Source organism: Streptomyces sp. NPDC048590 (genome assembly GCF_043199535.1).
Taxonomy (GTDB): domain Bacteria; phylum Actinomycetota; class Actinomycetes; order Streptomycetales; family Streptomycetaceae; genus Streptomyces.
Window position 1 is genome coordinate 210,924 of sequence record NZ_JBICWC010000001.1, and the last position, 19,676, is coordinate 230,599.

The following is a 19,676-nucleotide window of genomic DNA, read 5'->3' on the forward strand; positions in this document are numbered from 1 at the left end:
CGGAAGCTGACTTGTTGAATGTGATGGTATTGCAAAGGTGCGACATGAAACTGAATCCGGTGCGAATTCGGCCAGGGCTGTTACAGGGATGGGACGGATCGGGTTCCTCGGTCCGGCGCGGATCCGCTTGGGGCCGGGCCGGCAGCCGCCTTGGTCGGGGCCCGGGTAGCGCCTCGAGTCCGTCAAAACGCTTGCCGGGCAACCGGGTTGGGCACGGATGGGTGGGTAGTCCTCTACGGGAGAGATGAGTCGATGTCACCTGTGAGCGTGCATTTGAAACCCAGGAGCGGCAAGGAGATCACCCTCGACGACCTGCGTGAGCTCGTCAAGAAGTCCGACGGGGTGCCGGGCAAGAGCCCGATCCTCGTCACTGTCAGTGGTTCCGGCCGACCGGCGAAGGTCAGTGTTCTGGACATCGAGATCGGGGACTGAGGCCGGCCGGGGCGGTCCAGCCCGGCCCGGTGAGGGTAGTCACCGCCGGCGCGGCCGGTGGGGCCCCTCTCGGACGGTGTCCGGGGCCGACCTCGGCGCTCCTTCGTGAGCGGCGGTCCGATGCCACCGCCGAGCACCCAGGCCGGCCCCGGCCACCACCGCCCCCTCCGGTCGCGCCCACCCCGCCCCCGGGCGATGCTGGTCTGCGTACGTGTCGTCGTGGGCGGTGGCTCGGTCCCGGGTGCCGTGGTGGGGGGCGAAGGAGCTGGGTTCATGGCTGATGCGCCGCTGATGGTGGTGGACGCCGCCGGGCTGGTCACCGGGTGGAGCCGGGAGGCCGAGCAGCGCTTCGGGGTGGCCACGGCCGATGTGGTGGGCATGCGCGTGATGGACGTGCTGGCCCTGGACGGCGCGCGGTCGTCGCAGGAGGGGGAGGGGCCGGTCGCCGCCGGGATGCGGCTGGAACCCGTGGGAGCGGCCGACTGGGCGTTCCGGGCGGCCGCGGAGGGGGACGCCGGCACGCTGGACGGTGTCCTGCTGGATGTGCTGTTCACGCAGGTGCGTGTGAACACCTACGTACTGGATCCGGAGTTCCGGATCCTGCGGGTCAGCGACTCCTCCGCCGACCGTGACGTCGACGAGTCCGCGCGGCTGCGCGGGCAGCCGTTCCGCGACGTGTGCCCCTTCGAGGACCCGGACGCCGCGGAGGGGGTTCTGAGGGAACTCCTGCGCACCGGTGTGGCGATCATGGACCAGGTGTTCGAGGCGCGCCCGCACGCCTACGCCGGGGCGCGGCACGCCTTCGAGGTGACGGCGTTCCGGCTGGAGGTGAACCGCGGGGCGGGCCCGAACGACGAGAATTCGGTGCTGGGGCTGCTCGTCTTCGTGCGTGACGTCACCGCACGGGCACGGACCCAGGACCGGGGACGTGCGCTGGAAGCGGTGCGTGGCACGGTGGGCCGCACCCTGGACATCGAGGCAACCTGCCGTGATCTCGTCGACGCGCTGGTGCCGGACTACGCCGACGTCGGGGCCGTCGAGGTCGTCGACACCGTCCTGAGGGGCGACACACAGCCGCCGGGCCCACTCGGCAGGAGCGTTCCGCTGCACCGCGCCGCGTACGCGGGGAGCAATGTGCCCGCCCACCCGGTCGGTGACGTGCGGGCGGTGCCTTACGGTACGCCGTTCCAGCGGACCCTGACCGACCTGCGGCCCCGTGTCGTACCGCTGGACGGTGCCACCTGGCTGGGCTCCGACCCCGCGAGGGCGCGCTCGATCCGGGAGATCGGGGCGCACACGCTCCTGCTGGCACCGATCACACTGCGCGGATCGGTGCTCGGGCTGCTGACGCTGTACCGCTGCGGCGAATCCGATCCGTACACCGAGGAGGACATTCCGGTGGTGGAGGCGATGGCTTCCCGCACCGCGCTCGGCATCGACAACGCCCGCCGCTACATCCACGAGTACACCATCGCCAGCGCGCTCCAGCGCAGGCTGATGCCGCAGCGGACCGTGCCCCAGCCGGCCGTGGAGACGGACAGCCTGGTGCTGCCGGGTGTGGGGCCGGCCGTCTGGTTCGACACGATCGCGCTCTCGGGGGCCCGGACCGCGCTGGTGATCGGCGAGGTGTACGAACGCGGCATCCAGGGAGCCACCGCCATGGGGCAGCTGCGCACGGTCGTCCACGCCCTCGCCGCGCTCGATCTGGAACCGGACGAACTGCTGGCGCGCGTCTACGACACCGCGGCCCGGCTGGCGGAGGAGCGGATGCAGCTGCCGGAGAGTGATCCGCTGCACCGGGAGCGGCTGGAAGGCAGTTGTACGTACGCCGTGTACGACCCGTTCGCCGGCACCTGCACCCTCGCCTCGGCGGGCCACACCGCGCCGCTGGTCGTCGAGCCGGACGGTTCCGTGCAGGTCATCGAGGTCGTCGCGGGACCCTTGCTCGGAGCGACGGATCGTGGACCCGTCGCAGCGGTCTCCTTCCCGCTCGCGGAAGGCAGCATGGTCGCGCTTCACACCAGCGCCGTCGACCGGTACGCGGTGCCCGGTGAGGCGATGAGCCGGGCGCTGAGCAGCCCGGAGCGGTCGCTCCAGGAGATCTGCGACGCGATCGCGTACGCGCTTCCCGACACCCCGGAGCTGCGTGGCGCCGCCGTACTCCTCGCCCGTGCCCGCGCCATGCCCTCGGACCGCTACGCCACCTGGGAGCTCCCCTACGACAAGACGGCGCCGGCGACCGCGCGCCGCCTGACCTCCAAGACGCTCGCCGACTGGCAGGTCGGCGCCGACACCGGTGAGGCGACGGAGCTGATCGTGAGCGAGCTGGTGACAAACGCCGTGCGCTACGGCAGCCCGCCGGTGAAGCTGCGCCTGATCCTGGATCGCGGGCTGACCTGCGAGATCCGGGACAGCAGCAGTACCGCCCCGTACATGAAGTACGCCGGGGCGGTGGACGAGGGCGGACGGGGCCTGTTCATCATTTCCCAGCTCGCCTCCCTGTGGGGCACCCGGTTCGCCTCCGAGGGCAAGATCGTCTGGTCGGAGCAGACCATCCCGCGCGGCGAGGGCCCGGCCGGCGAAGCCGTCGGGGAGGGGGAGGAGGACGGCGAGGGTGAGACGGGCGAAGACCAACCCGGTGAGGCGGGCAGCCCCGGCTGATCGCGCCCCGCACCGGTCTTCCGCCCGCAGCCGCAGCCCGCACCCGGACCCGTCCGCCTGCCCGGCCCGGAATCACGGAACACGGATCACCGACAGACCTTACGAGCCCTCCGCCAGGGTGTGGGCGACCAGGGCGTTGGCGTGGCCGTGGCCCATTCCGTGTTCCGTCTTGAGCCAGGCGACCAGCTCCATGTGGCGGGTCAGGTCCGAGGATCGGATGAGGTCCTTCCACTCCGCGACCGGACGGCCGTACTTCTTCTCGATCGAGGGAAAGTAGCTGGCGGGTCCCTTGACTGCTGCGGCCATGTCTCGTGTCCGTCCCATCATCCGTCGGTCGGTCCTGGAGCGCCGGACGCCGGCGTCCCCTGGTCACCCGGGGAACACCGGCCGTTCCCGGCGCCGTCAGGTTGTTGGACCGGTGGTGGGAGCGGAACTCATCGGCCGCCGGGGGATTCCGGCAGCCTCATTCCGGCGGCCGGGTTCCAGGCCGGGGCCCGACTCAGTCCGTCCCGTGGCACTCGCGGTACTGCTGACCCGAGCCGCACCAGCAGGCCGCGTTGCGCGCGGGGGGCCACGGGACGGCCCTGCCGCGGGCCGCCAGCGTCGTCGCGTACTGGGGGAGCAGGTTCGGGTCGGACGGGGACGAGGCCTCCGACGCGGCGAACGCCTCGTAGGAGGGGACCGTGCCCGCGACGATGCCGAGATTGGGGGTGCCCGCCGCGTGCAGGTCCCGCAACGCGGCCTCCAGGGAAGCCAGGTGGTCCGCGTACGAGACGTACTCCTGGGAGAGCCCGGGGTAGGCCGTCAGGAGCTCGCGCAGCTCCTCCTCGGGCCAGAGCAGCACGGCGACCGGGAACGGCCGTGACAACGCCGTGCGGTAGCTGCCCAGTTCGGCACGGAGCCTGGTGATCTCGGCCCGCAGCTCGCCCGGGTCGGAGGAGCCGAGGGACCAGAGCCGCTTCGGGTCGTGCAGCTCGTCGAGGGGTACGGCTGCGGTGTGCAGGGCGCCGGCCAGTTCGTCCCAGGCGTCGTGCTCGACGCCCATCAGCCTGCGCACCCGGTGCCGACCGGTCAGCAGGGACTGCGTCGCATAGGGGACCTCCTCGCCGGGGGCGAGCAGGAGCGTCAGCGCCGTCGAGAAGAAGTCGTGGGCCGCCTCCAGCTCGTCGTGCGCCTCCAGGGTCTCGGCGGCGACCTCCCACGGAGCCGCGTCGAGGGGGCCCGCGGCACGGATGCCGTCGATGATCGCGCGGGCCTCCGCCTCGTGGCCGTACTCCCACAGGTTGGACGCCTTCAGCGCCTTCACCAGATGCGGGTGTTCGACGGGGATCTCGGCGGAGGTCAGCAGCTCGTCGTAGAGGGTGCTCGCGCGGGCGCGCTCACCGGCGAGTTCCAGATGGGCCGCTGCCTGCAGGAACAGCGGCTCGTGGTCATCGGGGTACTGCGCCGCGGCGCGGAGCAGGCGCTCGGCTTCGGTGATGTGGTCGGCAGGCGTGTCGGGGCGCATGGACCACACCGTACTGCGGGACGGGCGGGAGGTGAGAGGGAGTGGGCCGGAGCGCCGGTGGAGGCGAGGGCACTCAGCGCTCCCGCAGCAACAGCACCCCCACCGTGGCCAGCAGCCCCATGGCCGCCGACAGCAGGAGCGCCCCGTCGACTCCCGCGGGGGTCGCCGCCACCGAGATGGTCAGGGCCACCCCGGCCGACGAACCGAGATACCTGGCCGTGTTGTTCGCTCCCGACCCCATCGCCGCCCGCTCCGGAGGTACGGAGTCGACGGCGAGGCGGGGCAGTGCCGCGTTGATCAGACCGCTGCCCGCGCCCGCCACGACCAGGGCGGGGACGAGCCGCCACCACACCGAGGCGCCCGTACCGCCGGGCGCGCCGGTCAGCGTTCCGAGCATCGGCAGCACCGCCACCGCGTGGAGCGCGAAACCGGCCGCCAGCTGATGCCGCGCCGCCACCCGGCCGGCCAGCCGCCGTGACTGCAGGGCCACGACGAACGACGTACCGGACCAGAGCAGGAACAGCCATGCCGAGTCGAGCGCCGAGAGGGCCAGGGAGTGCTGGAGCAGGGTCGGCAGATAGCTGAACAGGCCGATCACCGAGAGCCCGGTGAAGAGACCGCCCGCCGACGCCGCGAGGAAGGCACGGCTGCGGAACAGCGACAGGGCGATCAGCGGGGCGGCGGCCCTGCGCTCCACGGCGGCGAACACGGCGGTCAGGACGAGCGTGGCGAGCAGCAGCAGTACGACCGGTGTACGCAGCCACCCGTCCCGGCCGAGGGTGAGGGCGGTGAGCAGGGCGACCATCGCGAGGCCGAGCACCGCGGCGCCGGCCAGGTCGGGGCGGCCCGGGCGTGGCGCGCGGGACTCGGTGAGCGTGCGGCGGGCGAACGCCGCTGTCACGAGTGCGCCGAGGCCGAGGGCCAGGTACGTCAGGCGCCAGTCGACGGCGCCGAGCGAGCCGGCCAGGAGGGGGCCGAGGGCGATCCCGGCACTCACGAAGGCCCCCCACACGCCCATCGCCCTGATCCGTGTGTGACCCGCCGGGTATGCGCCGACCAGCAGGCCGAGGCTGGTGGCCAGGATCGCGGCGCTCGCCGCACCCTGCCCGGCGCGGGCGAGGGTGAAGCCGAGGGTGCCGGTGGTGAGGGAGCCGAGCGCGGCGGTGACGCCCAGCCCGAGGACGCCGACGAGGAAGAGCCTGCGGCGCCCGAAGTCGTCGCCGAGGCTGCCCGCGACGAGCAGCAGCACCGCGAGACCGAGCGGCGCCCCGTTGAGGAGCCAGGCCTGGGCGGACGGCGGGGTGGCGAAGGCCGCGGAGAGCGCGGGCAGCGCCGCCATGGGCGCCGTGTAGTTCATCAGGGCGATCGTCGTGGCGGCGCTGGTCACCGCGAGCGTCGCGCCGGGCCGGTGCGCGGGGGCGGGACCTGCCGGCCGTCGCACGGGGGGAGCGACGGTCCGCACGGGCTGCTGGGTCATGGAGTCCCTCCGGGGGCGGCCCGGCCCGGGTACGGACCGGAGGTGAAGGTTCGATGAACGAACTCACTGTGTGGCTCACGCTAGCACGAGTGAGTTCGTTCATCGAACTGACAGAGGTAAAGTGGTGCCCATGGCTCTCGGCAAGGACTACGCGGCCCAGCAGTGCTCCATCGCCCGCGCACTCGAGGTGGTGGGGGAGCGCTGGACGCTGCTGGTGGTGCGGGACGCCTTCTACGGCGTGCGCCGCTACAACGACTTCCTCGTCCACCTCGGCGTCCCCCGCGCGGTCCTCGCCACCCGCCTCCAGGCGCTCACCGAGGCCGGGGTCCTGGCCAGGCGGCGCTACCAGGAGGCACCCCCGCGCGACGAGTACGTCCTGACCGAGAGCGGAAAAGCACTCTGGCCGACCGTGCGCTCCCTCGGGCTCTGGGGCCGTGAGCACATCGAGGGCACCCGCCCCATGCGCCTCTTCGTCCACGCGGAGTGCGGCACCGAACTCGGGGCCTACGGGCAGTGCCCGGCCTGCGCCCGCGCCGCTGTGCCGCTGGAGGACATCGAGATGCGCCCCGGCGACGGACTCGACCTCGACCCCGACGACCCGGTCAGCCGCGCGCTCCTCGCTCCCCGCCGTCTCCTGCAGCCACTGGACGCCGATCGTGTATAACGAATGAAGGAGACATTCGAACGCGAAAGGTGAGGAGGGCCGGTGAACGACGCCATGAACCGTGTGCGCCGCGCCGTCGTCCGCCTCTTCCGTCCGGCCGCCTTCCTCGTCCTCTTCCTGACCGAGGTCCTGCTCGCCGAGGGCGGCAGCCTCTCCGCCGCCGTCGCGCTCGCCGCCACCGCGGCCGCCGGCTCGGCGCTCCTCGTCTGCTCCGTCATCAGCGCCCGCTGCGCCGCCCCCGTACCCCGTACGAGGGTGCGCACCGCCATGCGCGACCGGGAGAAGCGCACCGCCTTCCTCCCGCAGCGCGACCCCGACGCCCGGGGCCGCACCAGGCCCCGAGCTCCCGGGGCCGCCCTCCTGACGGCCGCGTAGAGGGCACACCTTTCCACCGCCTTCCGCGCGGGTCGTCCTGCCGAGTCATTCACTCCCCGGCACGACGAGACCCCCGGAGGGCTCACCCATGTCCGCAATCATGTCCGCGTTCGCCAGCCTGGTCGGCGCCTTCGCCGACCTGCTCGAACCGCTGTTCCAGCACGCCTCCACGGCCGCCGCGATCGTCCTGTTCACCGCCCTCGTGCGGCTCGCCGTGCACCCGCTCTCCCGGGCCGCCGCGCGCGGCCAGAAGGCGCGCACCAAGCTCCAGCCCCAGATCGCCGAACTGCGCAAGAAGCACGCCAAGAACCCCGAGCGGATGCAGAAGGCGCTCATGGAGCTCCACGCGAAGGAGAAGGTCTCCCCGCTCTCCGGCTGCCTGCCGAGCCTGCTGCAGATGCCCGCCTTCTTCCTGCTCTACCACCTGTTCTCCAGCGGGCGGATCGGCGGCGAACCCAACGCGCTGCTCGGCCACGAGCTCTTCGGCGCCCCGCTCGGTGAGCGCTGGCACGACGCTCTCGCCCACGGCGGCCCCTTCGGCGGGCAGGGGCTGGTCTACCTCGCGCTGTTCGCGATCGTCGCCGCGGTGGCCACCTTCAACTACGGCCGCACCAAGAAGCAGATGGCCGCGAACCCGGTGACGCCCACCACAGGGCCGGACGGACAGCCCGTACCCGGCATGGGGGCCATGACCAAGGTGATGCCGCTGATGTCCTTCCTCACCCTGTTCTCGGTGGCCTTCGTCCCCCTCGCGGCCGCCCTCTACATCGTCACCAGCACCACCTGGACGGCGGTCGAGCGCGCCTTCCTCTACCGGCTGAGTCCCGCCCCCGAGGTCGCGGTCGCACCTGCCGTCTGAGCCGGCTCGGTCCAGTGTGTGAACAGGGTCTTGCGGATTGATCCGATGTCTTGGAGGATCGACCAAGCCTTTCGCTGGCCGCAACCCACCGACGGGCTCGACCTCGACCAAGGGGAGATGGACCGTTGAAGCTTCTCCGAGTGGGCACGGCCGGCGCCGAGCGCCCCGCACTGCTGGACCGTAACGGGACTTTGCGTGATCTGTCGGGCCTTGTCGCCGACATCGACGGCGACCTCCTCGCCGACGCGTCGGCGCTGGCCCGGGTGCGCGAGGCGGCACAGACGCCCGACGTCCTGCCCCCGCTCGACGCGAGCGGCCTCCGGGTCGGTCCGCCCGTGGGGCGGATCGGCAAGATCGTGTGCATCGGGCTGAACTACCACGACCACGCCGCCGAGACCGGGGCGTCGATCCCCGAGGAGCCGATCCTCTTCTTCAAGGCCCCCGACACCGTCGTGGGCCCCGAGGACACCGTGCTCGTACCGCGGGGCAGCCGGAAGACCGACTGGGAGGTCGAGCTGGCCGTCGTCATCGGCCGGACCGCCCGCTACCTCGACTCCGCCGAGGAGGCACTCGGACACGTCGCCGGATACGCCACCGCGCACGACGTCTCCGAGCGGGAGTTCCAGATCGAGCGGGGCGGCACCTGGGACAAGGGCAAGAACTGCGAGACCTTCAACCCGCTCGGCCCCTGGCTCGTCACCGCGGACGAGATCCCGGACCCGCAGGCGCTCCCGCTCAAGCTGTGGGTGAACGGCGAGCTCAAGCAGGACGGCACCACCGCCGACCAGATCTTCCCGGTCGGTGAGGTCGTGCGGTACCTGAGCCACTTCATGACGCTCTACCCCGGCGATGTCATCAACACCGGCACCCCGGCGGGCGTGGCCATGGGCCACCCCGACCCCAAGCCCTTCCTCCGGGCCGGCGACGTCGTCGAGCTCGAGGTCGAGGGCCTGGGCCGTCAGCGCCAGGAGCTCAAGGACGCGTAGGCGGGAGCACGCCGCCCCCGGGGACCCGGGGACGGGACGCGTGAACACTGCCCATGAGAAAGCCGCCCCTGGTGCGTACCGGGGGCGGCTTTCTCGTCCGTGTCGTTACGCGCCCGCGCGGTAGACCGAGATCTCGGTCAGGCTCGGGGTGTACTGCTCCGTGGCGATCTGGCTGGTGAGGGCCACCCGCAGCTTGGAGCTGGTGACGGTGCCGAAGCCCGTCACCGTGAGGTCGTGCCCGACACCCGCGTCACGGGTGGCGAAGGTGACCCAGGTGCCGGTGGCGGCGTCCCAGCGCTGCAGCTCGAAGGACCGTACCCGGAGGTTGGTGCCCGAGTCGGTGTACTCGTCCAGGTAGACCTGGTCGAACGTGGTGTCCGCGCCGAAGTCGACATCGAGCGTGATCGGGTAGGACGCGTCGTCGGCGGCGGCCCAGCGGGTCGACAGGTTGCCGTCGGTCAGCTTCTCCGCGCCGAGCGAGCCGTTCGCCCCGGGGTGGGTCGAGCCGGCGGTGACGGACTTGCCGAGGGCGAGGTTCACCCTGTTGTCCGTCTCCTCCTCGATCGGGTCGGTGTCGACCGGGTGGGCCACCTTGCGGCCGTGCTTGTACTCGGCGATGCCGATGTCCGGGGCGTCGCCGTAGTAGAGGTGCGTGCCGAGGAAGTCCTCGGTGCCCATGTGCGCGTTGTACCGGCCCGCGTCGATCAGGGGTGAATCCTTGCGCAGCGCGAAGGGCGCGGCGGCCTTGCGGATCTTGTCGACGCCTGCACCGGTGACGTGGTGGGCGGGGTCACCGACGAACTTCGGGTCGGCCCGCAGCCCCTCCGGGTCGGCCGGCTCCTGCGCGGAGTGGGTGCCGGACGCCTCGTAGTAGTCGTTGTTGGAGAACACGGCCTGCCGCAGTGCGCCTGTGCGGCGGTACCACGGAGTCGGGGTGGTCTCCGAGGTGTTGTAGAAGATGTTGTTGAGGAAGTAGACGCGGCTGAGGAACGTCTCGTCGTGCACGGTGTTCAGGTCGGCGCCGTCGTAGACGAAGGTGTTGTTGGTGAAGTACGTCGGCGTGTAGTTCGTCGACAGCATGTTCTTCACGAGCACGCCGTTGTCGTTGACGCTGAGGTTGTAACGCGCCACCGAGTTGGCGCTGTTGCCCATGTAGGCCATCCAGCCCGCGGCGTTGTCGTGCGAGTAGTTGTACTGGTAAGTGACGTTGAAGTTGGTGTATTCCAGGTCCCAGGGGGTGCCGTCGTACTCGTTGTCCGGACCGCCGTAGACCTCGTTGTACTGCATGGTCGAGTCGGCGCCTGCCCACAGGTAGAGCCCGCAGGAGACCGCGTCGTAGCGCTCCAGGAAGCCGTTGACCTCGTTGTACTCGACCGTCATGCGCTGCGAGTCGGCGAGCTGGAAGGCGCCCTGACCGATGCTCTTGGCGTAGTTGTGGCCGATGTAGACGTCACGGCTGTACAGGTCGCGGGTGCGCACCCACAGCTGCTCCCAGCCCTCGTGCCACTTGCCGGCCTCGTCGTACTGCCCGGAGTCGGCGCTGTCGGCGGCGAACCAGTTGAACGCGAACTGCACGGCGTGGAGTTCGACGTTCTCGAAGGTGTTGTTCTCGATCCGGACGTCGCTGAAGTGGTATCCGCCTGCCGGGTACGCCTTGTAACTCTTGCTGCCGAAGACCTGGAAGTCGACCGCACCGTAGTGGATCTTCTGCCAGTTGCTCGGGCCGTCGAGATCGTGGACGTAGACGTCGGATATCCGGAAGTGGTCCATGACGGTGTCCGCGCCGGCCGGGAACAGATCGGCGTTGATCGAGACCATGATTCCGTCGCGGACGTAACTGCCCTTGGTGATGTCCGTCGCGAAGTCGTCGTCGTTGGACAGCTCGACGTTGTCGATGTTCCAGTACTGCTGGTTTCGCAGCACGATGGCGCCGGTCAGACCGACGGTCTGCGGGTTCTTCGTGCCGTCCGCGTCGAACGGGCTGGGCACATTGCCGTTCGTCGCGATGTAGGGCCGGCCGGCGCGCTTGTCGCCGTACGCGGAGATGGTGATCGGCTTGCCCGCGCTGCCGGAGCCCTTCGGCCACAGCTGCTGGTCCTGCCACTGCTCGCCGGCCTTGAGCAGGATGCGGTCGCCGGGGGCGAACGTCGTCGCGTTCGCCTTGGCCAGGCTGCGCCAGGCGCTCTTCGGCGAGGTTCCGGCCGCCGTGTCGTGGCCGAGCGTGGCGTCGATGTAGTAGTCCTTGCCACCCGTCGCGTTGTGCTTGTTGCCGGGCCAGGACTTGCCGGCTGCGGAGGCCTTGGTGGCGGGGGCGGCGGTTCTCCCCGGTCCGGCCACGGCGTGCGCGGCCGGGGCGATCGACCCCACCAGCAGTGCGGCGAGCACGGAGGCGAGGCCGGTGCGAACCGACCGGGTGGTGAACCACGGGCGCTTCACCGACGCCTCGTCGGCGGGCGGGCCGATGTCGGCAGGTCTCATTGCTGCACGTCCTTCGCGTTGATGGCGGCCAACGCCGAGCTGTCGACGTGCATCGAGGCGTCGTCGGCCCGGCGCTGGAGGTAGGTGGCGTACTTCTTCTCGACGAGCGACTGGCGAATTCGCCGGGAGTACTCGGTGAACGCCTTTTCCTTGTCGGTTCTCACGCTGTCGAGCTGGTAGTACGTGATCTGGCCGGTGCCCTTGACCGGCGCCGAGACCTGCCCCCCGTCGAGCTGGCCGAGCACGGAGACGAGGTCCTGGTGGTGGGTGCTCAGCCCGGTCGAGCCATTGCCGCCGTAGGTGGCGGTGGTGAGCTTCGCGCCGGCCACTCCGGTGACGTCCGGGAGGCGGCCCGCGGCCTTCACCCGGCGCTGCAGGTCGGCCGCGAAGCCGGCGGGTGCGCCTTTGGGTACCTGGACCACGAGTCGGGTGTACGCGTACGTGGTCGCGTTGGCGCTCCAGGAGTCGGGGTCCGCGTCGAAGGCCTTGCGGACCTCGGCGTCGGTGACGTGGAGCGGGTCGCCGGAGTTCTTGCTGAGCAGGTCCTTGAGGCCGGTGGAGAGTTCGGTCAGCCGGTGGGTGTAGTACTCCTCCGGGGAGAAGTCCGTGACCCCGTAGACCGTCCGGCCGGCCGCGACCGCCTGGGCGCGGGACTCGTTCTCGGCCGTGCGTTCGGCGGCGAGGTCCGCGAAGTCCACGGAGTCGACGAGCCCCTGCTCCTGTGCGAGGACGAGGACGGCCCTGTCCTGGCGGATCTCGTCCAGTGCGCTGGTCTCCAGGCGCTGGAGCGCGGTCTTGATCCCCGTCTTCGAGTCCCAGCGGAACGGGGAGGTCAGGTGGTAGGTGATGGTCAGCTCGTTCTGCACGGCGGGGGCGAGCCGCCCCATGTGGAAGAGCAGTTCCTCGCGGGTGACCGGGCGCCCGTCGAGGGTGGCGACCTCGTCGCCGTCGCCGCCGAGGGTGTTCACCGCGACGACGACCACCGCGATCAGGGCGAGTACGGCTCCGGTCAGGACGGCGAGGGTCCGCCGCTCCGGCCGCCGGGAGGCAGCCGTCGGCCGCCCCGCGGCACCGGTGGGGCAGGGGGCTGCCGGTTTGCGGGCGCCTGGCTTGCGGGAACCCTTGGGACCCTGCTTCCCGGAGCCCCCCGGTCGGCGCGGCGCCCGGGGGGCGGGCGCCGCGCCCTTCACGAACCCGCTCCGATCGCCGCCACCCGGGCGACGACGGGGGTGTCCCGGGTCGCGGTGATCTCGAAGACGACCGTGTCGGCCTCGGTGGGCGGGAAGGTGAGGATGCGCTGGTAGCCCACCGCGCTCGTCTCGGCGAGCGTGGTCCACTCGCCTTCCAGACCGGCCCGGACGACGACGTGCTCGATGCGCTGGCCCTCGGTGATGTCCTCGCCCAGGACGACCGCCTCGATCCTGCGGGAGCCGTCGAAGGCCAGGGTCACCGCGGGGCGGGTGTCGGTGTCGGCCGGGCGCCAGGGTGTCTCCGCCCTGCCGGGCCACGCGGCGGCGACATCTCCGGGTGTGCCGGTCGTGACCATCGCGGTGGCCTCGATCCGGCGCGAGCGGAAGTCCTCGATGCGCTGTCCGAGGCCACTCAGCGCCGCCACGTCGGCATCACGCAGCCGTCCGTCGGCGGCCGGGGGGACGTTGAGCAGGAAGCAGGAGTTGCCGCCGACCGCCCGCCGGTAGATGGTGAACAGCTCGTCCACGGAGCGGACCTGGTCGTCCTCGGCGGTGTGGTGGAACCAGCCGGGGCGGATCGAGGTGTTGACCTCGGCCGGGTACCAGACCAGGTCCGACTCGTGTCCGGCGAGTGCGGCCCGGCTGCCCAGGTCGCGGTCGTCGCTGCGGACGAGGCGGGAGAAGACCCCGTCGTCGGCCTGCTGCGAGACGGAAGCGGTCCGTTCGGCGTCCTGGAGGGCGCGCGGGACGACGCTCCACTCGTCGGGGCGGGTCTCGCCGGCCTCGTTGCCGCACCAGCGGACATCGGGGCCGCACACATTGATCACCGCGTCGGGCTGGAGCTCGCGGACGACCGCGTAGTAGCGCTCCCAGTCGTACGTCTGGCGCTTGCCGTTGGGGCCCTCGCCGTTGGCGCCGTCCAGCCATACGGAGAACACCGGGCCGTAGCGGGTGAGCAGTTCGGTCAGCTGGACGACGTAGAAGTCGTCGTACGCGCCGCCGGAACCGTAGGACGCCTCGGTGCGGTCCCACGGGGACAGGTAGACGCCGAACTTCAGGCCGTGCCGGCGGGCCGCATCGGCGACCTCGGCGACCACGTCACCCTTGCCGCCGCGCCACGGGGAGGACGCGACCGAGTAGTCCGTCGCGTCGCTCGGCCACATGCAGAAGCCGTCGTGGTGCTTGCAGGTGAGGATGACGCCGGTCATCCCGGCGCTCTTGAGCGAGGCCACCCACTGGTCGGCGTCGAGGTCTGCCGGGTCGAAGAGGGCCGGGGCGTCGTGCCCCTCGCCCCACTCCCGGCCCGTCATGGTGTTCATGCCGAAGTGGATGAAGCCGTAGAACTCCATCTCCTGCCAAGCGAGTTGTCGCGCGCTGGGCCGGATCTCGGCGAGCGCCCGGGCGGACGCCGCCGCGGCTGTCACTGGTACCTCCGGTTGTACGAGGCGAGCAGGGCCATCAGCCCGGCCGGCGCGATGAGCATGATGCCGAGGTGTCCCCACCCGATCGTCCTGCGCTCCACCACGACGAGCGTCACGCAGGCCGCCGCGGCGAGCGTGCGTACGCCGACGAGCAGCGCCGTACGCGTCGAGTCCTTCATCTTCGATTTCCTTCCGCTGAGGCCGTGGGCCGTGGGTTTGAGGGCTCTGGCGCGCGGTGCTGGTGCACCGGTGCCTGAGCCCGTCAGCCCTTGACTCCGCCGGATGCCATGCCCTCGATGAGCCGCTTCTGGATGAAGGCGTAGACGATCAGGACGGGGACGATGACGATGACCAGGCCCGCGTACAGGCGTCCGTAGTCCGCCGCCGCCTGGCCCGTTCAGCGCGCCGCGCCACCGCAGTGCCGGATTTGGATCTGCGATGACCCGGCGTTGTTACGGTGGCACCGATAACATGGCGGCGCAAGGGTCGGATGCGGTCGATTCGCCGAAGGGCTCGCTCCGGGGCCGTCCCGCCCGCCGCGACGGACCGACGGGCGGCCCCCGGGCGCAAGGTCCGCAGGGCGCGATGAGCCGTCAGTCCTGCTTGATCACAAGGGTGTCGGTGTATCGCTGCCGGCGTGGGCGGACGCGGTCGCGCGCCCCTCGGGCCGCGTGACGGCTACCGAGTGGCTTTTCGCGCGGATCTTGCCCACATGGCTCCGGGTCGGCGTCGGACCGGCGCGAATCGCGTGTGAGTGGGACGAAAGGGAGCACTCGAGGCGGGCGTCTGGTGCGCCCCGGGTGATCGCGATGAACGCGACCGCCTGGTGGCCGTTCCTGGAAAATGGGACGAAGTCACCGTGCGAGTGAACGCGGTTCTCCAGAAGGACTGGTGACCTGGTCTCACCCCTGGCGGGGCGGTGCGGTGGAGCCGCGCACCGACAGGGAGGCGGTCGCGACCGACTCCTCGACCGCAGCCTCCCCCTGGAGCAGCAGTGTGACGGCCGCCGCGCCGTAGCTGTAGAAGTCCTGCCGGACGGTGGTCAGCGGCGGCGCGCAGTGGGCCGCCAGGGCGATGTCGTCGACGCTCACGATGGAGACGTCGTCGGGCACCGACCGGCCGCGCTCGCGCAGGGCCCTGATCACCCCGAACGCCATCTCGTCGCTCGCGACGAAGACCGCGGTGATCTCCGGGATCATCGCGATGATCTGCCCCTGCCGGTAACCGGAGTCGGGCGACCAGTCCCCCTCCAGGGGTGTCGGCGCCTCGATCCCGGCCGCGTCCAGGCATTCCTGCCATCCCTGACGGCGCTGGCGCGCCTCGATCCACTCGTCCGGCCCCGCGATGTGCCAGATCTGGCGGTGTCCCAGGTCGAGCAGGTGCCGCGTGGCCAGTCGGCCCGCCTCCGCCTGGTCGATCCCGAGTACCCGGGCGCCCTCCGTCCGCGACCCGTCGAGGGTGACGGTCGGGACCTCGCGGGTGAGGTCCTCGATCTTCTGGGTCACCGAGATGAGCGGCACGGCGATCACCAGGCCGTCGACGCCCTGGTCGGTGAGTTTGGCCAGGGACCGTTCCATCAGGCCGGCGTCCAGGCCGGCGATGGTCGCGATGCTCACCGCGTACCCCGCCGCACCGGCCGCCGACTCGACACCGGCGGTGACCGCCGAGCGTGAGTAGTACCCGCCGGACTCCAGCAGGACGAGGCCGATGGTGTGACTGCGGCCCGAAGAGAGCGCCCTGGCCGCACTGTTGAAGCGGTAGCCGACCTGCTCCACCGCGGCGAGCACGCGCCGGCTGGTATCCGGGGTGACGTTCGGTGAACCACGCAGAGCGCGGGACACCGTCTGTGCCGACACTCCGGCGATCCGGGCCACGTCGGCCATGCTCGGCTGCTTCGGCTTCGCGATGTCCTCGTTCAAGTTGCCCTCGTTCAAGACGCTCCATCCGCCGGGATCGGCTGCTGGACTCTACCAAGCTTGTTATAAATGGCATCGATAACATACGCTCTCGCCGTGACAGAGTCGCCCACGACACACATCCCCTCGGCACGCACCACGGAAATTGCGACGGCGGGCCCCGCCACCGCAGCACTGTCCTGGCGCGATGGCCGCTTGTACCGCGACGGCGTTCCGCACCGCATTCTGTCGGGAGCGCTTCACTACTTCCGGGTTCATCCCGACCTCTGGCGGGACCGCATCCGCCGGATCGCCGATCTCGGGCTCAACACCGTCGACACGTACGTGGCGTGGAACTTCCACCAGCCCCGCGAGGACCGGGCGCCGTCGTTCGACGGCTGGCGCGACCTCGAACGGTTCATCCGTACGGTGGGAGAGGAGGGCCTCGACGCCATCGTCAGACCCGGTCCGTACATCTGCGCAGAATGGTCCAATGGCGGTCTGCCGGGCTGGATCACGGGACGCGACCTCGCCCTGCGCAGCTCGGACCCGGCGTTCACCTCTGCTCTCGGCACCTGGTTCGACGAGCTCATCCCCCGAATCGCTTCGCTCCAGGCGTCCCGGGGCGGTCCGGTCGTCGCGGTGCAGGTGGAGAACGAGTTCGGCAGCTACGGCGACGACCACGCCTACATGCGCTGGAGCCGTGACGCTCTGACCGGACGCGGCATCCAGGAGTTGCTGTTCACGGCGGACGGCCCCACCGAGCTGATGCTGGACGGCGGTTCGCTGCCGGGCACCCTGATGGCGGCCACTCTGGGTTCCAAGCCCGAGGCCGCACGCCGGCTCCTCGCCGCACGCCGTCCCGAAGAGCCTTTCCTGGTAGCCGAGTTCTGGAACGGCTGGTTCGACCACTGGGGCAAGAAACACCACGTACGCGGTGTGGAGAGCGCGGTGAACACCCTGCGCGGCATCGTCGCGGACAGTGGCAGCGTGAGCGTCTACATGGCGCACGGCGGCACCAACTTCGGTCTCTGGGCGGGTGCCAACGAGACGGACGGCCGGCTGGACCCTGTCGTGACCAGCTACGACTCCGACGCGCCGATCGCCGAGGACGGCACGCTCACCCCCAAGTTCTTCGCCATGCGCGAGGCGCTCGGCGCTGAGGGCCCCCTCCGGTCGCCCGAGAGAATGCCGGTCCTCCCGCCCGCCCGTGTCCCGCTCACCCGCCGCTCCGGACTTCTCGCCGGGCTGCGGGCCGTGGGGTCCACGACCACCCGCACCGCCCCGCGACCCGCCACCTTCGAGCAACTCGGTCTGGACGCGGGCATGGTCCTCTACACCGCGCGCCCGCGCATCCCGGCAGGTGACCATCGACTGACCCTCACCGACGTGCGCGACCGCGCCGTCGTCTTCATCGACGGCGCCTTCCTCGGCATCGCCGACGCCGACTCCCGCGCGTTCGAGGTGGAGGGTGCGGGTGAGGTCGTGACGGTGGAGATCCTGGTCGAGAACCTCGGCCGGATCAACTACGGACCGACCGTCGGCGGGCACAAGGGCCTGCTCGGTCCCGTCCTGGTCGACCGGCGCACGGTACAGGGCTGGGAGAGCGTGCCGGTGGCGCTCCAGGAGTGGTCCGAATCGGAGCTGTCCACAGCGCTCGCCGCGGACGCCGCCCCCTCGCCGGCACCCACCGGCGCCGCCGACGCGGCCAGCGGGTTCGCAGTCGCCCGGTTCCACGTCGGCACTCCGGCGGACACCTTCCTCGCGCTGCCCGGTTCGGTCCGCGGCTTCGTCTGGGTCAACGGGTTCCTGCTCGGCCGCCACTGGGAGATCGGGCCCCAGGTCACCCTGTACATCCCGGCACCGCTGCTGCGGTCCGGCGAGAACACCGTCACCGTGCTCGAACTGGAACGGCTCGGCGGAGACATCGAGTTGCGGGACCGCCCCGAACTCGGCCCGACGGAGGAGTACATCGAGGAGTTCGACTGACCGGACCCCTCGCGGACGACGCCGGGACCTGCGAGGGGCCGTGGACCGCCGTACTCCGCCGGCCCCTCGTACGGCCCCGGCGCCCGCGCGGTACGGCGCGCCGCCCCGTGGTGTCCGAGCCGTGGCTGCTGGGCCGACATGGGAGGCCGCGGCCGTCAGTCCTGGGGCCGCGCGGTGAACTGCTCCAGGGCCTCGACCACCAGTGCGTGGTCCTCCGCCTGCGGCAGGCCCGAGACGGTGACCGAGCCGATCACGCCCGCGCCCTCCACCGCGATCGGGAACGAACCCCCGTGCGCGGCGTACACATCCGGGTCCAGCCGGGAGGCCTCGTCGAAGGTCGTGCCCTTCGCCCGGAACCGCGTCCCCACCAGGTACGAACTCTCGCCGTACCGCTCCACGACCCGGCGCTTGCGGTCGATCCAGGCGTCGTTGTCCGCGCTGGAGCCGGGCAGGGCCGCGTGGAACAGCTGCTGGCCGCCGCGGCGGATGTCGACAGCGACCGGGGCGTGCCGCTCACGGGCCAGCGAGACCAGCAGGTTCCCCAGCGCGTACGCGTCGTCGTAGCCGAAGCGCGGCAGCGTCAGCCGGCGCTCCTGGGCGATCAGCTCGGAGATGGTCGGAGCACTCGGGTTCACGCGTGCCGCTCCTCGTCGTGGTGGGGGACGAGCGTCACGGACACGCCCTCGCGGGCCGAGCGCCGTGCCGCCTCCAGTACGTCCAGCGAGGCGGCGGCCTGGAGGGCCGTCACCGGGTTCTCGCCCTCGCCGCGCAGGGCCGCGACGACACCGGCGTAGTACGCGGGATAGTCGCCGGGCAGCGTGCGGACCGGGTCGCCGCCGCCGGTCAGCGGGGACTCGCCCGAACCGACCCGGCCCCACAGGGACACCGGCTCCTCGCCCCACGGCTCACCGGACCCCGGACGGGCACCCTCGCGCAGGGCCGCCTCCTGCGGGTCGAGGCCGTACTTCACATAGCCGGCCTTCGAGCCGAGCACCCGGAAGCGGGGGCCCAGCTGCGCCGTCGTGGCGCTCACGTACAGGTGCGAGCGGACGCCACCGGTGTGGGTGATCGCGATGAACGTGTCGTCGTCCGCCGCCGCGCCGGGACGGCGTACGTCGGACTCCGCGTACACCTGCACCGCCGGGCCGAAGAGGGTGAGCGCCTGGTCGACGACATGGCTGCCCAGGTCGTAGAGCAGCCCTCCGATCTCCTCCGGGTCACCCGACTCGCGCCAGCCGCCCTTCAGCTGCGGGCGCCACCGCTCGAAACGGGACTCGAAGCGCTGCACCTCGCCGAGCTCGCCGTCCTCGATCAGGCGGGCCAGCGTCAGGAAGTCGTTGTCCCAGCGGCGGTTCTGGAAGACCGACAGCAGCAGCCCGCGCTCCGCCGCCAGCGCGGCCAGCTCACGGGCCTCGGCCGCCGTGCCCGCGACGGGCTTGTCCACGACCACCGGAAGCCCCGCCTCCAGCGCCGCCCTGGCGAGCGGGACATGGGTCTTGTTCGGCGAGGCGATCACCAGCAGGTCGAGCTCGCCGGCGAGCGGCCACAGCTCCTCGGGCGTGGCCACGATCCGCACGCCGGGGAACTCGGCGAGGGCCTGTGAGCGCCGCTCCTCGTTCGAGGTGACGACCGTGTCGAGGACGAGGCCCTCGGTCGCGGAGACCAGCGGGGCGTGGAAGACGGAACCCGCCAGGCCGTAGCCGACGAGCCCGACGCGAAGTGGAGCGTTGGCTGTCATACCG

The 19,676-nt window shown here is 71.3% G+C and carries 17 protein-coding genes; 7 read left to right on the top strand and 10 right to left on the bottom strand.

Annotation, left to right across the window (positions count from 1 at the left end):
• The first annotated feature begins 267 nt into the window (after positions 1–267).
• Positions 268–432 (top strand): hypothetical protein, encoded by a 165-nt coding sequence (locus ACGFNN_RS00925; protein ID WP_393551639.1) that lies wholly within the window; start codon positions 268–270, stop codon positions 430–432.
• A 273-nt stretch (positions 433–705) separates the two neighbouring features.
• Entirely contained in the window at positions 706–3,093 is a 2,388-nt protein-coding gene (locus ACGFNN_RS00930; RefSeq protein ID WP_393551641.1) for a SpoIIE family protein phosphatase, read from the top strand.
• Positions 3,094–3,192: 99 nt separating this feature from the next.
• Here the strand turns inward: ACGFNN_RS00930 and ACGFNN_RS00935 are convergent, their stop codons facing one another.
• The 3 genes from ACGFNN_RS00935 to ACGFNN_RS00945 all read right to left on the bottom strand — a co-directional run bounded on the left by ACGFNN_RS00935 (position 3,193) and on the right by ACGFNN_RS00945 (position 6,077).
• Positions 3,193–3,399, bottom strand: coding sequence for a DUF4287 domain-containing protein (locus ACGFNN_RS00935; protein ID WP_393551643.1), 207 nt, complete (start codon positions 3,397–3,399; stop codon positions 3,193–3,195).
• Positions 3,400–3,592: 193 nt separating this feature from the next.
• Positions 3,593–4,600 (bottom strand): SEC-C domain-containing protein, encoded by a 1,008-nt coding sequence (locus tag ACGFNN_RS00940; RefSeq protein ID WP_393551645.1) that lies wholly within the window; start codon positions 4,598–4,600, stop codon positions 3,593–3,595.
• Positions 4,601–4,673: 73 nt separating this feature from the next.
• A complete protein-coding gene (locus ACGFNN_RS00945; protein ID WP_393551647.1) occupies positions 4,674–6,077 on the bottom strand; it encodes an MFS transporter in 1,404 nt (467 codons plus the stop codon).
• Positions 6,078–6,207: 130 nt separating this feature from the next.
• Here ACGFNN_RS00945 and ACGFNN_RS00950 point away from each other — a divergent pair, with 130 nt between their 5' ends.
• The 4 genes from ACGFNN_RS00950 (at position 6,208) to ACGFNN_RS00965 (ending at position 8,961) form a co-directional block, all read left to right on the top strand.
• Positions 6,208–6,741, top strand: coding sequence for a helix-turn-helix domain-containing protein (locus tag ACGFNN_RS00950; RefSeq protein ID WP_362547096.1), 534 nt, complete (start codon positions 6,208–6,210; stop codon positions 6,739–6,741).
• Positions 6,742–6,783: 42 nt separating this feature from the next.
• Positions 6,784–7,116 (top strand): DUF6412 domain-containing protein, encoded by a 333-nt coding sequence (locus tag ACGFNN_RS00955; protein ID WP_393551649.1) that lies wholly within the window; start codon positions 6,784–6,786, stop codon positions 7,114–7,116.
• A gap of 88 nt (positions 7,117–7,204) precedes the next feature.
• The gene (locus tag ACGFNN_RS00960; protein ID WP_393551651.1) at positions 7,205–7,975 is read left to right on the top strand and encodes a YidC/Oxa1 family membrane protein insertase; all 771 of its coding nucleotides are present in this window, start codon (positions 7,205–7,207) and stop codon (positions 7,973–7,975) included.
• A gap of 125 nt (positions 7,976–8,100) precedes the next feature.
• Positions 8,101–8,961 carry a fumarylacetoacetate hydrolase family protein gene (locus tag ACGFNN_RS00965; protein WP_393551653.1) on the top strand — a complete coding sequence of 287 codons (861 nt, stop codon included), beginning with the start codon at positions 8,101–8,103 and terminating at the stop codon, positions 8,959–8,961.
• A 105-nt stretch (positions 8,962–9,066) separates the two neighbouring features.
• On the opposite strand, the gene ACGFNN_RS00970 is transcribed toward ACGFNN_RS00965, so the two are convergent.
• The 5 genes from ACGFNN_RS00970 to ACGFNN_RS00990 all read right to left on the bottom strand — a co-directional run bounded on the left by ACGFNN_RS00970 (position 9,067) and on the right by ACGFNN_RS00990 (position 15,969).
• A complete protein-coding gene (locus ACGFNN_RS00970; protein ID WP_393551655.1) occupies positions 9,067–11,439 on the bottom strand; it encodes a discoidin domain-containing protein in 2,373 nt (790 codons plus the stop codon).
• Entirely contained in the window at positions 11,436–12,629 is a 1,194-nt protein-coding gene (locus tag ACGFNN_RS00975; protein ID WP_393551657.1) for a hypothetical protein, read from the bottom strand. The genes ACGFNN_RS00970 and ACGFNN_RS00975 overlap by 4 nt, the downstream gene beginning before the upstream one ends.
• Complete coding sequence (locus tag ACGFNN_RS00980) at positions 12,626–14,053, bottom strand: alpha-L-fucosidase (RefSeq protein ID WP_393551658.1); 1,428 nt, start codon at positions 14,051–14,053, stop codon at positions 12,626–12,628. Before ACGFNN_RS00980 ends, ACGFNN_RS00975 begins: the two co-directional genes overlap by 4 nt.
• Positions 14,050–14,229: a DUF6903 family protein gene (locus tag ACGFNN_RS00985; protein WP_393551660.1), complete on the bottom strand. Its 180-nt coding sequence runs from the start codon at positions 14,227–14,229 to the stop codon at positions 14,050–14,052. Before ACGFNN_RS00985 ends, ACGFNN_RS00980 begins: the two co-directional genes overlap by 4 nt.
• Positions 14,230–14,952: 723 nt before the next feature.
• A complete protein-coding gene (locus tag ACGFNN_RS00990; RefSeq protein ID WP_393552876.1) occupies positions 14,953–15,969 on the bottom strand; it encodes a LacI family DNA-binding transcriptional regulator in 1,017 nt (338 codons plus the stop codon).
• Between the two features lie 93 nt (positions 15,970–16,062).
• On the opposite strand from ACGFNN_RS00990, the gene ACGFNN_RS00995 reads away from it, so the two are divergent.
• A complete protein-coding gene (locus ACGFNN_RS00995; protein ID WP_393551662.1) occupies positions 16,063–17,934 on the top strand; it encodes a glycoside hydrolase family 35 protein in 1,872 nt (623 codons plus the stop codon).
• Positions 17,935–18,089: 155 nt separating this feature from the next.
• Here ACGFNN_RS00995 and ACGFNN_RS01000 read toward each other — a convergent pair whose 3' ends face one another.
• Complete coding sequence (locus ACGFNN_RS01000; protein WP_393551664.1) at positions 18,090–18,569, bottom strand: heme-degrading domain-containing protein; 480 nt, start codon at positions 18,567–18,569, stop codon at positions 18,090–18,092.
• The gene (locus ACGFNN_RS01005) at positions 18,566–19,672 is read right to left on the bottom strand and encodes a Gfo/Idh/MocA family oxidoreductase (RefSeq protein WP_393551666.1); all 1,107 of its coding nucleotides are present in this window, start codon (positions 19,670–19,672) and stop codon (positions 18,566–18,568) included. The genes ACGFNN_RS01000 and ACGFNN_RS01005 overlap by 4 nt, the downstream gene beginning before the upstream one ends.
• Positions 19,673–19,676 lie beyond the last annotated feature (4 nt).

Bases quoted from the DNA above. Each gene is read 5' to 3' on its own strand.
- ACGFNN_RS00930 (WP_393551641.1), top strand. From the start codon at position 706: ATGGCTGATGCGCCGCTGATGGTGGTGGACGCCGCCGGGCTGGTCACC.
- ACGFNN_RS00935 (WP_393551643.1), bottom strand. From the start codon at position 3,399: ATGGCCGCAGCAGTCAAGGGACCCGCCAGCTACTTTCCCTCGATCGAG.
- ACGFNN_RS00940 (WP_393551645.1), bottom strand. From the start codon at position 4,600: ATGCGCCCCGACACGCCTGCCGACCACATCACCGAAGCCGAGCGCCTG.
- ACGFNN_RS00945 (WP_393551647.1), bottom strand. From the start codon at position 6,077: ATGACCCAGCAGCCCGTGCGGACCGTCGCTCCCCCCGTGCGACGGCCG.
- ACGFNN_RS00950 (WP_362547096.1), top strand. From the start codon at position 6,208: ATGGCTCTCGGCAAGGACTACGCGGCCCAGCAGTGCTCCATCGCCCGC.
- ACGFNN_RS00960 (WP_393551651.1), top strand. From the start codon at position 7,205: ATGTCCGCAATCATGTCCGCGTTCGCCAGCCTGGTCGGCGCCTTCGCC.
- ACGFNN_RS00970 (WP_393551655.1), bottom strand. From the start codon at position 11,439: ATGAGACCTGCCGACATCGGCCCGCCCGCCGACGAGGCGTCGGTGAAG.
- ACGFNN_RS00985 (WP_393551660.1), bottom strand. From the start codon at position 14,229: ATGAAGGACTCGACGCGTACGGCGCTGCTCGTCGGCGTACGCACGCTC.
- ACGFNN_RS01005 (WP_393551666.1), bottom strand. From the start codon at position 19,672: ATGACAGCCAACGCTCCACTTCGCGTCGGGCTCGTCGGCTACGGCCTG.